The organism is Sphingomonas sp. SORGH_AS_0789, from assembly GCF_031453055.1.
Classification (GTDB): domain Bacteria; phylum Pseudomonadota; class Alphaproteobacteria; order Sphingomonadales; family Sphingomonadaceae; genus Sphingomonas.
This window is the reverse complement of record NZ_JAVIYV010000001.1, coordinates 1,681,064-1,694,672: the sequence shown is the minus strand read 5'-3', so window position 1 is coordinate 1,694,672 and position 13,609 is coordinate 1,681,064. Positions and strand designations below refer to the sequence as shown.

Below are 13,609 nucleotides of genomic sequence, written 5' to 3'. Positions count from 1 at the left end.
CCAGCTCCGACTAAGCCTTTGCTTTTGCAAAGGCCAAGTCTGCGCAACCCTCTCCCCTCTGCGAGGGGAGAGGGACGGACTGGCATCGCCGAATATCGATCCGCCTTAATCGGGCCGCCGCATCTCGAATCGGGCCGCCTCGGTCACCTCGAAATAATCGACCGGGCCGCCGCCGCGCAGGATCGGGCGGGCGCGGGCGGTCTGGTAGATTCCGTTCTCGATCAGATCGGCGGCGATATGGATGCCCACCGCCTCGCCGATGACCAGCCACTGGTCGAGCGCGCGCCCCTCCTTGGTCTCCAGCCGGACGAGCTGGGTCAGGCGGCATTCGAACGACACCGGGCTCTGGGCGACGCGCGGTGCGGCGACCAGCCGCCCGTCCTCCGCCGCCACGCCCGCCAGCGCGAATTCGTCCACCTCCGCCGGGACATGCGACGCACTGGCATTCATCGCATCGGCCAGCGTCATGGTGGCCAGGTTCCAGGTGAAGACCTTGGTCTCCGCGATATTGGCGACCGAATCCTTCCACCCCTGCGACGAAAAGCCGATCAGCGGCGGACGGTAGTTGAAGACGTTGAAAAAGCTGTAGGGTGCCAGATTGTTGACCCCCGCCGACGACCGGCTGCCGATCCAGCCGATGGGCCGGGGGGCGACGATCGCGTTCAGGGGATCATGGGCCAGCCCATGGCCGTTGACGGGTTCGTAGAAATGCCAGTTGTCGATCATGGATGGTCACCGAAAGGGAGTGCGAATGGAAGCCGGAACGCCGACCGAGCCGGAAAGACCCCGGGAGGGGCCCGGAACCGTCATCCGTCGTCATGGATGGGTGACGCGGGTCTGGCACTGGGTCAATGCGGTCGCGGTGCTGATCCTGCTGGGATCGGGGCTGGGCATCTCCAACGCGCATCCCCGGCTCTATTGGGGACGCTATGGCGCGAATTTCGATCACGCCTGGGCCAGCCTGCCGCATTTCCCCGGCTGGATCACGATTCCCGCGCGCTACAACCTGGCCATCTCGCGCCGCTGGCACCTGTTCTTCGCGCTGGTGCTGGGGTTCGGGCTGCTCGCCTATATGATCGGGGGGCTGGCGACCCGGCATTTCCAGCGCGACCTGCGCATCCGGTCACGCGAGCTGCGCGCCGCCGCGATCCGGGCGGACCTGGGGCGGCATCTGGCCTTCCGCTTTCATGACGAAAAGGACCCCCGTGCCTATAACCTGTTCCAGAAGCTCAGCTATGTGCTGGTCCTGTTCGTCGCATTGCCGCTCGCCATCCTGACCGGGATCGCGTTGTCGCCGGGCATGAACGCCGCCTGGCCCTGGGTGCTGGAGATATTGGGCGGGCGGCAATCGGCGCGCTCGATCCATTTCATCACCGCCAGCGTGCTGACGCTGTTCACCATCGTCCATCTCGTGCTGGTCATCCTGGCGGGTGCGGGCAACGAGATGCGTTCGATGATTACCGGCCGCTGGAGGGTCCCCGAATGAGCGCGCTGATTCGTCGCCGCACGATCCTGACCGGCGGGGCCGGGCTGTTGCTGGCCGGGTGCGACCGGATCATCGAGCAGCCCACCGCGCGCAAGATCCTGTTCGCGGGCGAGGATATGCAAAAGGGGTTGCAGCGGGCGCTGATGGACCGGGGCGCGCTGGCGCCGGAATATCGCCGCGACCAGATGTCGCCCTATTTCCGCACCAACGGCACGTGCGATCCGGGGACGCCCGAATATGCCGCGCTGGTGGCGAATCGCTTTCAGGACTGGCGGCTGAAGGTCGGCGGACTGGTCGGCACCCCCCTCTCGCTCTCGCTGCGCCAGATCGGCGAGTTTCCGGCCCGCCGCCAGATCACCCGCCACGATTGCGTCGAGGGCTGGAGCGCGATCGGCGAGTGGATGGGGCCGATGCTGGGCAATGTGCTGAAGGCGGCGAATATCAGCAGCCGGGCGCGCTATGTCGTCTTCACCTGCGCCGATCTCTATGGCGGCCAGCCCTATTACGAATCGCTCGACCTGATCGACGCCTTCCACCCGCAGACCATTTTGGCCTGGGGCATGAACGGGCGGATGCTGGACGTCGGCCACGGCGCGCCCTTGCGCCTGCGGGTCGAGCGGCAGCTGGGCTACAAGCACGCCAAATATCTCATGGCGATCGATGCGGTCGAAAACCTGTCCAACATAGGTTTGGGCAAGGGCGGCTATTGGGAAGACCATGTCGATTATGACTGGTACGCCGGAATTTAAGGCACTAGTCGGTGCCATATGGCGCTGATCGATCTCTTTCTGTCGCGCGCGGTCCGCAAGGGCCGCCTGTCCCTCACCCATCATGACGGCACCGTCCGTGAATTCGGTACGCCCGATCCCGGTTATCCCGACGTCGCGATCCGCTTCACGGACTCGCGGGTGGCGGGGCAGATCGTGCGCAACCCCGCGCTGGCGGCGGGCGAATGTTTCATGGACGGTCGCCTGCTGGTCGAGAAGGGCGATGTCCGCGACCTAGTCGAACTGCTGACCGCCAACGACAAATGGGAAGCGGGCCGGGCCAATCTCAACCCGTCCTGGCTGGTGCGGGCGGCGGGCGCGGTCAAGCACCGGGTCGACCGGATCAATATGGAGCGGCGGTCGAAGAAGAACGTCGCGCATCATTACGACCTGTCGGGCACGCTGTACGAGCTCTTCCTCGACACCGACAAGCAATATAGCTGCGCCTATTTCACCGACCCGCAGAACGACCTGGAGCGGGCCCAGCGCGACAAGAAGGCGCATATCGCCGCCAAGCTGGCGATCGAGCCGGGGATGAAGGTCCTCGATATCGGCTGCGGCTGGGGCGGCATGGCGCTGTACCTGCACCAGAAATGCGGCGCCGAGGTGCTGGGCGTCACCTTGTCCGAGGAACAGCTGAAGGTCGCGCGCGCGCGGGCCGAGGCGCTGGGCGTGTCGGACAAGGTGAAGTTCGAGCTGATCGACTATCGCCGGGTGGAGGGGCGGTTCGACCGCATCGTCTCGGTCGGCATGTTCGAGCATGTCGGCCCGCCGCAATACCGGACCTTCTTCCGCAAGTGCCGCGACCTGCTGACCGAGGATGGGGTGATGCTGCTCCACACCATCGGGCGCTTGAGCGGACCGGGCGTCACTGACGACTGGACGACCAAATATATCTTCCCCGGCGGCTATAACCCGGCCCTGTCCGAGATCGTGCGCGCGCAGGAGGGGATGCGCATGTTCCTGACCGATGTGGAGGTGCTGCGCTGTCATTATGGCTGGACGCTCGACATCTGGTACGAGCGGACGGTGGCGGCGAAGGACCGGATCGTCGAACTCTATGACGAGCGTTTCTACCGCATGTGGCTCTTCTACCTGGCGGGCGCGGGCGCGGCGTTCCGCAATGGGGGCCTGTGCAACTATCAGGTCCAGCTGACGCGCGGCCGCCTGTCGGTGCCGGTCACGCGCGATTACATGTTCGAGGGCGAACGCGCGCTGCGGGACTGAAGTCCCCCATCTTCCCCTCTCCCCTGGACAGGGGAGAGGGTTAGCGAAGCTTGCCAGCTTGCTGGCTAGCGCAGCTTGGGTGAGGGGTTGAGCGAGCCCAAGGGCTCGCGCGCTGCGCGCATCCACCCCTCACCCAGCTCCGACTAAGCCTTTGCTTTCGCAAAGACCAAGTCTGCGCAACCCTCTCCCCTCTGCGAGGGGCGAGGGAAGGAAAGGCATCGCTGAACGTCGATCTTCCCTAGCGCGGGGCCAGCCGCCGGATGTCCAGCACATCGACCCCGGCCAGCGTGACCGGCCCGAACCGGCCGCCCGCTTCGGCGATGATCCCCTGTGTGGTGGAGCGGACCCGCGTCCACGGGATTTCCTGCACCACCAGCCGACGGCCGCGCAGCTTGATCGCCGCGACCCGGCCGTCGGTCGCCACCGCCAGCGCGCCCTGCCCGTCGGCGCCGACCACCGCGCCCGACACCGCAAAGCCCGCCAGCGCCGCCTCGGCCGCCGCGGCGACCTCTTCGGGCGAGCCGACGCGCCGGTCGCGGCGGCGGCGGACCAGCCAGCCGATCCCGACGCCGCCCAGGGCCATGCCCACGCCCACCCCGGCGAGCGCCCAGCCCGCCAGCGTGCCGGTGACGGGCAGGATCATCCCGCCGCGCCCGACAAGGCTTCCAGCGTCGGGCGAAGGCCGGACAGGTCATAGCCCGCGCCCTCGGCCTGCATGACGATCAGCGTGGGATTGCGCCCCGCCTTGGCCGCCGCCAGCGCCCACAGATTGCAGCTGCGCGTGCCCGAGCGGCAAAACGCCAGCACCGGCCCCTTGGCCTCGACTAGCGCCTGGGTCATCTGGTCGACCATCTCGTGGCTGAATCCGCCCGGCGTCACCGGGATGGCGGTATAGGCCAGCCCCTGATCCTCCGCCGCGGCCCGGATCGCATCGCCGGTCGGCTGGCCGGGCTCCTCGCCATCGGGACGGTTGTTGACGATGGCGGTATAGCCTGCCGCCTTGATCGCCGCGACATCCTCGGGAAGGATCTGGGGGGCGACGGCGACGCTTTCGTTCAGAGGACGGATCATGCGGCTCACCTATTCAATGGGCCGTTTCACCGCAACATGCGACACGCCCCATTCCTGTCGAAAAGACGCATCACCGTGCGCATGGCTCCGTCGCGGGGGGAACATCCGCGCCCGCGCCACGTCTGGCCATGATGTATCGTTTGCAGGAGGCCCGTCCATGTCGCTGATCGATCGTCGCCAGGGGCTATGGGGTCTGGCCGCGCTGGGCATCGCCACCACCTTGCCGCTGGCCTGGCGCCGCGCCCAGGCCGCCGCCCCCATCCGGCCGGGCACGCTGGCGGTGGTCGAGAAGGGCGCAGGCCGCGTCGCCTTCTACGGCGTGCCCGACGGGCGCCTGCTGGGCAGCGTCGCGCTGGGCGTACAGCCGCACGAGATGGTCGCCGACCCCGCCGGCCGCTTCGCCTATGTCGGCGGCTACGGGGTCAAGGGCTGGCAGGCGGCGGGCGAAGGCGGGCATCAGCTCTGGGTGATCGACCTCCAGCAGCGGCGACTGGCGCGGACGATCGACATGGCACCCTATCGCCGCTGGCACGGCATGCGGACGGATGCGAGCGGAAGGCTCTATGCGCTGTCCGAAACCGACAGCATGCTGGCCCGGTTCGACCGCCCCGCCACCGCCGAGACGCCCGACCGGATCATCCCGGTCGGCGGCGCGCGCAGCCATTATTTCGTGGTGAAGCCCGATGGCAGCCGCGCCTATATCGCCGATACGATGAGCGGCATGGTCATCATGGTGAACCCCGACGATGCCAGCTTCGCGCCGGTCAAGCAGCATATCGGCGCCGCCCCCGAGGGACTGGCGCTCAGCCCCGACGCGCGCACCCTCTATGTCGTCGACCGCCCGGCGGGCATCCTCCATGCGCTCGACGCGGTCACGCTCCAGCCCCGCGCCCGCACGACCCTGCGCGGCGAGGCGGTGCGGGTGATCGTGCAGGGCGACGGCCGCCTGATCGTTTCGAACCAGGCCGACAAGAGCCTGACCCGCCACAACCCCGCCACCCTGGCCGAGGAAGCCCGCCTGCCCCTGCCCGCCGCCGTGCCAGGGCTGAACCTGCCCGATGGCGGGTCGATCCTCTATGCCGCGCTGGACGACGACCGGATCGCGATGATCGATCTGGCGCGCTGGCAGGTCATCGGCACCTTCGCGACCGGCGATGCGCCCGACACGGCGGTTCTGCTGTGACGTGCGCGATCCCGTCACCGGCTCTTTGCCTGACCGCCGCTTTGCGGTAGCGGTGCGGGGATGGCGGCCAAAATCTCCTGCGATGTTGCGATCATTGGCGCGGGGCTGGCGGGCGGCCTGATCGCGCTGGCGCTGAAGGCGCGCCACCCGTCGATGGACGTGCGCCTGGTCGATGCGGGCGAGACGATCGGCGGCAACCATCTCTGGTCCTTCTTCGGCAGCGACGTCGCCAAGCGCGACCGCTGGATCGTCGAGCGGGTCGTGGCGCATGGCTGGCGTAGCTATGACGTGGCCTTCCCGGCCCATGCCCGCACCCTCGACCAGACCTATTATTCGATCGAGAGCCACCGGCTCGACGCCGAGGTGCGCCGCGTCCTCCCCCCGGAAGCGCTGATCCTGGGGCGCAAGGTGCTGGCGGTGTCGGCCACCGCGGCGGTCTTCGCCGATGGCGACCGGGTGGAGGCGACCGGCGTCATCGACGCGCGCGGCGCGGGCGACCTGTCGGCGCTGTCGTGCGGATGGCAGAAATTCGTCGGGCAGGAACTGCAACTGGCGCGCCCGCATGGCTGCGAACGGCCGGTGGTGATGGACGCCACCGTCAAGCAGGTCGACGGCTATCGCTTCGTCTATGCGCTGCCCTTCGCCGAGGACCGGATCTTCGTCGAGGACACCTATTACTCCACCTCCTCCGAGCTGAACCGCCGCGCGATCGTCCAGCGGATCGAGCGTTATGCCGACAGCCGCGGCTGGATCACGCAGGCCGTCGTGCGCGAGGAGGCGGGGGTGCTGCCGGTCGCGATGTGCGGCGATTTCGACGGGTACTGGCGCAGCGGCGGGGCCCGGACGCCCAAGGCCGGGATGCGCGCCGGGCTGTTCCACCCGACCACCGGCTATTCGCTGCCCGATGCGATCCGCATGGCCGCGATGCTGGCCGAACGCCGCGATTTTGCCGGGGCCGATCTGCACGACGCGACCTATCGCATGGCGCGCGCCGCCTGGGATGCGCGCGGCTTCTACCGGATGCTCGACACGATGTTGTTCAAGGCCGCCGAGCCCGATGAGCGATACCGTGTCCTCGAACGTTTCTATCGACTCCCGCCCGACCTGATCGGGCGCTTCTATGCGGGGCAATCGACCATGGCCGACAAGGCACGAATTCTGACCGGACGGCCGCCGGTGCCGATCCTGCGCGCCATCGCCGCGCTGCGCGGCCATTCGGGGGGCCGCGCATGAAGACCGCGGTCGTCATCGGATCGGGCTTTGGCGGCCTGGCGCTGGCCATCCGCCTGCAATCGGCGGGCGTGCAGACCACCATCGTCGAGGCGCGGGACAAGCCCGGCGGGCGCGCCTATTATTGGGAGCGCGACGGCTTCACCTTCGACGCGGGGCCGACGGTCATCACCGATCCGGCGTGCCTGGAGGAATTATGGGCGCTGACCGGGCGCACCATGTCCGAGGACGTGCAGCTCGATCCCGTCAGCCCCTTCTACCGGCTGAACTGGGTCGACGGCACCAATTTCGACTATAGCAACGACGACACCCAGCTGCGTTCCGAGATCGCCAAGCTGAACCCCGACGATATCGCGGGCTATGGCCGGTTCCTCGACTATGCGGCGGGCGTCTATCGCGAAGGCTATGAGAAGCTCGGCCATGTCGCGTTCCTCGACTTCGCATCGATGATCAAGGCCGCGCCCTCGCTGATGAAATATCAGGCGTGGAATTCGGTCTACACGATGGTGTCGAAGTTCGTGCAGTCGGAAAAGCTGCGCCAGGCGCTGTCCTTCCACACGTTGCTGGTCGGCGGCAATCCGATGACGACCAGCGCCATCTATGCGCTGATCCACAAGCTGGAGCGCGACGGCGGCGTCTGGTTCGCGCGTGGCGGCACCAACCGGCTGGTGGCGGGCATGGTTGCGCAGTTCGAGCGGATCGGCGGCGTCCTCCGCCTCGGCGATCCGGTCACGCGGATCGAGACGCTGGGCGACCGCGCGACCGGCGTGGTGACGAAGAGCGGCCTGACCATCCAGGCGGATGCGGTCGCGACCAATGCCGACATCATGCACAGCTATCGCGACCTGCTGTCCGACAATCGCTCGGCGCGGCGGACGGTCAATGCGCTGGAGCGCAAGCGCTACTCGCCGTCGCTGTTCGTCGTCCATTTCGGGATCAAGGGCGCATGGCCGGGCATTCCGCACCACATGATCCTGTTCGGCCCGCGCTATAAGGGCCTGCTGACCGACATCTATGATACCGGCGTGCTGTCGGAGGATTTTTCGCTCTATCTCCACCACCCGACCGTCACCGATCCCAGCCTGGCGCCGGAGGGCCATTCGACCTTCTATGCGCTGGCCCCGGTGCCGCACATGGGCAAGTTCCCGATGAACTGGGACGAGGTCGGGCCGATCCTGGAGAAGCGCATCCTGGACGAGGTGGGCCGCCGCCTGATCCCCGACATCCACGAACGGATCGTGACCAAATTCCATTATGCGCCGTCGGACTTCGCCACCGACCTGAACGCGCATATGGGCTCGGCCTTCTCGCTCGAGCCGATCCTGACCCAGAGCGCCTATTTCCGGGTCCATAATCGCGACGATTCGATCCCGAACCTGTATTTCGTCGGTGCGGGCACCCATCCGGGCGCGGGGATTCCCGGCGTGGTCGGAAGCGCCAAGGCGACGGCGGCGCTGATGCTGGAGCGCAAGTAAAGGCTCCCCTCCCCCTCCGTTCCGCCCGGACGGAGGGAGAGGGACCGGCGGCCGCATCTCATAGCGGCACACCCACGCACACCCAAAAAGGCCGATCCGGTCACAAGGCCGCCATGATTGCACGGGATCGAACCGATGTAGTAACGACACCGGGAAAGATCACGATGCGCCGTCTTGCCTGCCTGCTATCGGCCACCCTGACGGCGGCCGCGCCGTCGCCATCGGAACGGGTGATCGCCCCCGATGGTCGCGAGACGCTGTCGGTCAACGGCATATCGCGCACCGTGCTGGTCGATCCGGCCGCACTCGGCATTCCGATCATCACCCAAAGCTATGCCCAGGCGGCGGGGATGAAGCCCGGCATGATCGAGATCGGCTTTCGCGTCGGGCCTGTGAGGATCGATGGCCATTCCGCCGTCGCCAGCATCCGGTCGGGCTCCGGCGAGCCCTTCAAGCGGCGGATCGCCTTTGCCGAGCCGGCCTATGCCAAGGGCTTTGACGGGGTGTTCGGCCCCGCCAGCCTGGCCGATCCGGTCATCCGCTTCCGCCTGCGCGATCCGCAACCGGGCGAGCGCGTCGTCAGCCTGCCGATGGTCGGGGGCGGCGGCATGTTCGGCAACTGGGGGTCGCGCTATGTGGTCATCACGATCGAGGGCGAGCCGATGCGGGTCATCCTCAACCCGCGCAATCCGCGCAGCACGACCAATGCGGGCGGTGCGGTGCGGCTGGCCCGCGCCTATGGCGGGCAATTGTCGGGCACCCCGACGGAGCAGGAGATCGTCTTCGGCGTGACGCGCCCGATCCGGACGATGACGTTGCGGACGCCGGTGCAGGTCGGTCCGTTCGCGATGGCGCAGCTGGGCGTGCGGACCGTCGATTTCGGCAGCACCGCCACCATCGCCGATGCCGACGCGCCGGGCGATCCGGACGAGGTCGTCGTGACCGGCAAGGGCAAGCACGACCCCAAAAGGGACTGGCTGTCGATCGGTGCGGACCAGCTGAACCGCTGCTCCGCGATCATATTCGACAAGCCCGCGCGGCAGGTCCGGCTGAGCTGTCTCTGATCCCCCCTCCCCGCACCGGGGAGGCGGTTCACGCCAGCAGCGCGTCGGCTTCTTCGGCCTGCTCGACCTCGGCGGCCTGGCGGGCCCACATCTCGGCATAGAGGCCGCCCCAGGCCAGCAATTCGCCATGCGTGCCCCGCTCCGCCACGCGACCGCCGTCGAGGACGACGATCTGGTCGGCATGGACAATGGTCGACAGCCGGTGCGCGATGACCAGGGTGGTGCGCCCGCGCTCGATCGCCTGGAGCGTCGCCAGGATATCCGCCTCGGTCCGGCTGTCGAGCGCGCTGGTCGCTTCGTCCAGGATCAGGATGGGCGGATCCTTCAGCAGCGTGCGCGCGATCGCCACCCGCTGCTTCTCGCCGCCCGACAGCTTCAACCCGCGCTCGCCGACCCGCGTCGCATAGCCCTGGGGCTGGCGCTCGATGAAGTCGGCGATGGCGGCGCCCTTCGCCGCGCGCTCCACCTCGGCCTGGTCCGCGCCCTCGCGGCCATAGCCGATATTATAGCCGATCGTGTCGTTGAACAGCACCGTGTCCTGCGGGACGATCCCGATCGCGGCGCGCAAGCTATCCTGCGTGACGGCGCCGACCGCCTGCCCGTCGATGGTGATCGCGCCCTGGTTCACATCGTAGAAGCGATAGAGCAGCCGCGCGAGCGTCGACTTGCCCGCCCCCGACGGCCCCACCACCGCGCAAGTGGTCCCCGCCGGAATGTCCAGTGTCAGCCCCTTCAGGATGGGCCGGTCGGGTTCATAGCCGAAGACCACCCGGTCGAAGCGGACATGCCCGCCCGTGACGGCCAGCGGCGCCGCGCCGGGGGCGTCGACCACCTCGGCGGGCGTGTCGATCAGGTCGAACATCGCGCCCATGTCGATCACCCCCTGGCGGATGGTGCGATAGACCATGCCGAGCAGGTCGAGCGGGCGGAAAAGCTGCGACAACAGGGTCGAGACGAACACCACGTCGCCCGGCGAGGCCGCACCCCGGCTCCATTCGCGCACGACCCAGGCCATGGCGAAGCCCAGCATCAGGCTGGTGATCGCGGCCTGCCCGACGTTCAGCCAGGCCAGCGAGTTCTCCGACTTGGTCGCGGCGCGCGCATAGGCCGCGACGCCATTCTCGTACCGCTGCGCCTCGCGCTCCTCGGCGTTGAAATATTTGACCGTCTCGAAGTTCAGCAGCGAGTCGACCGCATGCGCGACCGCGCCGGTGTCGAGGTCGTTCATCCGTGTGCGCAGCGCATTGCGCCAGTCGGTCACCTTGCGGGTGAAGACGATATAGCCGACCACCATCACCAGCGTGGTGACGACCAGCACCGGCCCGAAGCTGCGCCCGAAGATCGTCAGCACCAGCCCCAGTTCCAGCACCGTCGGGGCGATGTTGAACAGCAGGAAATAGAGCATCGTGTCGATGCTCTTGGTCCCGCGCTCGACCACCTTGGTCACCGCGCCCGTCCGCCGCTCCAGATGGAAGCGCAGCGACAGCCGGTGGAGGTGGCGGAAGACGTCGGCGGACAGCCGCCGGGTCGCGTCCTGCCCCACCGTCTCGAACACCGCGTTGCGCAGATTGTCGAACAGCGTCGTGCCGAACCGCGCCGCCGCATAGCCGACGACGAGGAGGACGACGAGCATCGTCGCGCTCCGGTCCCCACCCGCCATCCGGTCGATCGCATATTTCAGCGTATAGGCCGCACCCAGCACCTGGATCAGCTTGGACACCACGACCAGCGCCATCGCCCCGACGATCCGCGCACGCAGGGCGGGCGCTCCGGCAGGCCAGAGATAGGGGAGGAAACGGCGAAGCGTCGGGATCAGCGGCCGGTCAGGCGCACCGGCGGTAAGGTCGAGTGGCGGCATGTCGACCCCATGTCGGCGGAACGAGGGCGAAGTTCAATGGGGGCTGTCGCTGGGAGATCGCGGACGTGTAGCCAGCGGCGCTCCCTCCCCCATCCCCTCCCGCCTGCGGGAGGGGGGCGGCCAGGGGCGCCCGTTCACTACTTTACCGAGAAGCAAGGTCTGCGAGTAACGGCCTGTCCTGTAAGACTCCCCTCCCGCAGGCGGGAGGGGTTGGGGGAGGGCAAGGGGTCTCACCGAGCCCCCGGTCGCCCTTACAATCCCTTCACGAACTCCGCGCCATGCTTCACCTCAGCGGTCGAGGCCTTCAGCGTATCCCCGATCGGCTCGGCGCGGCCCCCCAGGCACGGGCCCAGGAAATTCTCCGCCACCGCGTTGAAGGCGATGTTGTTGGCGGGCCGGGCAAAACCATGCCCTTCGTCCGGGAAGAGGACATAGGTGACGGGGATGTTCTTCGCCGCCATCGCCGAGACGATCTGGTCGCTCTCCGCCACATTGACGCGCGGATCGTTGGCGCCTTGCCCGATCAGCAGCGGCTTCTTGATCCGGTCGACAAAGGTCAGCGGCGAACGTTCCTTCAGCAGCGCGCGGCCTTCCTCGGTCGTGGGGTCGCCCATCCGCTTGTAGAATTGCTGCTTGCCCGCTTCCCAATAGGGCGGGATCGTCTTCAGCAGCGTGAACAGGTTCGACGGGCCGACGATGTCGACGCCGCACGCGAACTTGTCCGGGGTGAAGGTCAGGCCCGCCAGCGTCGCATAGCCGCCATAGGATCCGCCCATGATCGCCACCTTGTCGGGCACGGCCACGCCCTGCTTGACCGCCCAGTCGACCGCGTCGATCAGGTCGTCATGCATCTTGCGGCCCCATTGCAAGTCGCCCGCCGAGATGAAGTTCTTCCCGAAGCCGGTCGAGCCGCGGTAATTGACCGACAGCACCGCATAGCCGCGATTGGCGAGCCACTGGTGATAGCCGTTATAGCCATAGCCGTCGCGCGCCCAAGGTCCGCCATGGACGAACAGCACCATCGGCACCGGCCCGGTCACGCCCTTGGGCCTGGTCAGGTACGACACCAGCGTCATGCCGTCGCGCGCCGGGATCTCCACCGCCTCCATCGGCACCAGCGGCGCATCGGCCAGTTCGGGGCGGCTGACATAGAGTTGCGTCAGCTTCTTCGCCTTGCGATCGTACAGCCAGGTCGAGGCGGGGGCGGTGACGGGATCGAAGGTCACCAGCCATTTGTCGTCGGCATCGGTGCGCGACCCGATCGCGAACTCACCCTTGTTCTGCGCCTTCAGAAAGGCGAGGTCGGCCTTCACCGCGTCGCCGACCGGGACATAGTCGCGCTTCAGGTAATTGACCGAATAAGCCTCGACCCGGCCGGTCCTGGGATTGAACAGACCGCCGCCGACATCGGCCTTGGGGCTTTCGCCGATCACGGCCATCTTGCCGCTGCCCATGTCCTGCGCCATCAGCGCGGCGGTGTTCCGGCCCCGGCTGTCCATCCAGTAGAGCGTCTTGCCGTCCACCGTGAAGCCCAGCGGCGAGGTGGTCAGCGAATCGTCCAGCCCGAACTGCACGACCGGCGTCGCCTCGACGGTGGTGCCGTTGACCCGGTAATAGTCGGAACCGCCATCGGGCCGCGCCTTGGCCGCCATGCGCAGGTGCAACTGGTCGTCGGCCAGGAACCCGGCATAGCCGTCATTCTGCATCACCTTGGTCAGCGCGCCGGTGGTCAGGTTCAGCTCGTACACGTCATGCCAGCGCGGATCGCGATTGTTGACGCCGACCAGGATACGGTCCCTGATCGTCTCGCTGGTGCCGACGATCTGGACGCGCGTCTTCTCGAACGGGGTCAGCGCCTTTTGCTCGCCGGTCGCGACATTGACGCCGTAGAGCAGGAAATTCTCATCGCCGCCCTTGTCGTTGACGAACAGGATCGACTTGGAATCGGGCGACCAGAAGGCCTGGCGGATCGGCCGGCCCTTCTCGGCGGTCAGCGGCCTGGCCTGGTCGGGCGTGGCGATCGGCGCGACCCAGACGTTGAGCACCCCGTCGCGCGGCGCGATGAAGCTGATCCACTTGCCGTCGGGAGACAGCTGGCCGCCGACCTTGGTCGGATTGCCGAACAGCTTGGCACGCTCGATCAGCGGCACGTCCGCAGCCATCGCCGATTGCGCCACCATCATCGCGGCCCCGGCCGCCAGCAAAGCCTTGAACACCATATCATGCTCCCACCCTATGACTGTGTTGG

Annotated in this window: 12 protein-coding genes; 7 read left to right on the top strand and 5 right to left on the bottom strand. The window is 67.5% G+C overall.

Annotated elements, in window-relative coordinates:
* Positions 1-105: 105 nt before the first annotated feature.
* Complete coding sequence (locus QE360_RS07880; protein WP_307101151.1) at positions 106-726, bottom strand: flavin reductase family protein; 621 nt, start codon at positions 724-726, stop codon at positions 106-108.
* A 25-nt stretch (positions 727-751) separates the two neighbouring features.
* Between QE360_RS07880 and QE360_RS07875 the strand changes: the two genes are divergently transcribed.
* Genes QE360_RS07875 through QE360_RS07865 form a run of 3 tightly spaced genes read left to right on the top strand, consistent with a single transcriptional unit; the run spans position 752 to position 3,480 of the window.
* Entirely contained in the window at positions 752-1,486 is a 735-nt protein-coding gene (locus QE360_RS07875; protein WP_309700591.1) for a cytochrome b/b6 domain-containing protein, read from the top strand.
* Entirely contained in the window at positions 1,483-2,235 is a 753-nt protein-coding gene (locus QE360_RS07870; RefSeq protein WP_309700590.1) for a molybdopterin-dependent oxidoreductase, read from the top strand. The genes QE360_RS07875 and QE360_RS07870 overlap by 4 nt, the downstream gene beginning before the upstream one ends.
* Before the next feature lie 18 nt (positions 2,236-2,253).
* A complete protein-coding gene (locus QE360_RS07865) occupies positions 2,254-3,480 on the top strand; it encodes a cyclopropane-fatty-acyl-phospholipid synthase family protein (protein ID WP_309697818.1) in 1,227 nt (408 codons plus the stop codon).
* 238 nt (positions 3,481-3,718) lie between these two features.
* Here QE360_RS07865 and QE360_RS07860 read toward each other — a convergent pair whose 3' ends face one another.
* Positions 3,719-4,123, bottom strand: a complete 405-nt coding sequence (locus QE360_RS07860) for a hypothetical protein (RefSeq protein WP_309700588.1) — start codon at positions 4,121-4,123, stop codon at positions 3,719-3,721.
* Entirely contained in the window at positions 4,120-4,551 is a 432-nt protein-coding gene (locus QE360_RS07855) for a TIGR01244 family sulfur transferase (RefSeq protein WP_307101161.1), read from the bottom strand. Before QE360_RS07855 ends, QE360_RS07860 begins: the two co-directional genes overlap by 4 nt.
* A 157-nt stretch (positions 4,552-4,708) precedes the next feature.
* On the opposite strand from QE360_RS07855, the gene QE360_RS07850 reads away from it, so the two are divergent.
* From QE360_RS07850 to QE360_RS07835, 4 genes are all read left to right on the top strand, one after another.
* On the top strand, positions 4,709-5,734 hold the full coding sequence (locus QE360_RS07850) for a YncE family protein (RefSeq protein ID WP_309700586.1): 1,026 nt from the start codon (positions 4,709-4,711) through the stop codon (positions 5,732-5,734).
* Positions 5,735-5,794: 60 nt separating this feature from the next.
* Complete coding sequence (gene crtY / locus QE360_RS07845; protein ID WP_309700584.1) at positions 5,795-6,967, top strand: lycopene beta-cyclase CrtY; 1,173 nt, start codon at positions 5,795-5,797, stop codon at positions 6,965-6,967.
* Positions 6,964-8,439, top strand: a complete 1,476-nt coding sequence (locus QE360_RS07840; protein WP_307101167.1) for a phytoene desaturase — start codon at positions 6,964-6,966, stop codon at positions 8,437-8,439. Before crtY ends, QE360_RS07840 begins: the two co-directional genes overlap by 4 nt.
* A 164-nt stretch (positions 8,440-8,603) precedes the next feature.
* On the top strand, positions 8,604-9,503 hold the full coding sequence (locus tag QE360_RS07835; protein WP_309700581.1) for a hypothetical protein: 900 nt from the start codon (positions 8,604-8,606) through the stop codon (positions 9,501-9,503).
* Between the two features lie 28 nt (positions 9,504-9,531).
* On the opposite strand, the gene QE360_RS07830 is transcribed toward QE360_RS07835, so the two are convergent.
* Both QE360_RS07830 and QE360_RS07825 read right to left on the bottom strand, forming a co-directional pair.
* Entirely contained in the window at positions 9,532-11,361 is a 1,830-nt protein-coding gene (locus QE360_RS07830) for an ABC transporter ATP-binding protein/permease (RefSeq protein ID WP_309700579.1), read from the bottom strand.
* 251 nt (positions 11,362-11,612) lie between these two features.
* Complete coding sequence (locus QE360_RS07825) at positions 11,613-13,580, bottom strand: S9 family peptidase (RefSeq protein ID WP_309700577.1); 1,968 nt, start codon at positions 13,578-13,580, stop codon at positions 11,613-11,615.
* Positions 13,581-13,609: the final 29 nt, after the last annotated feature.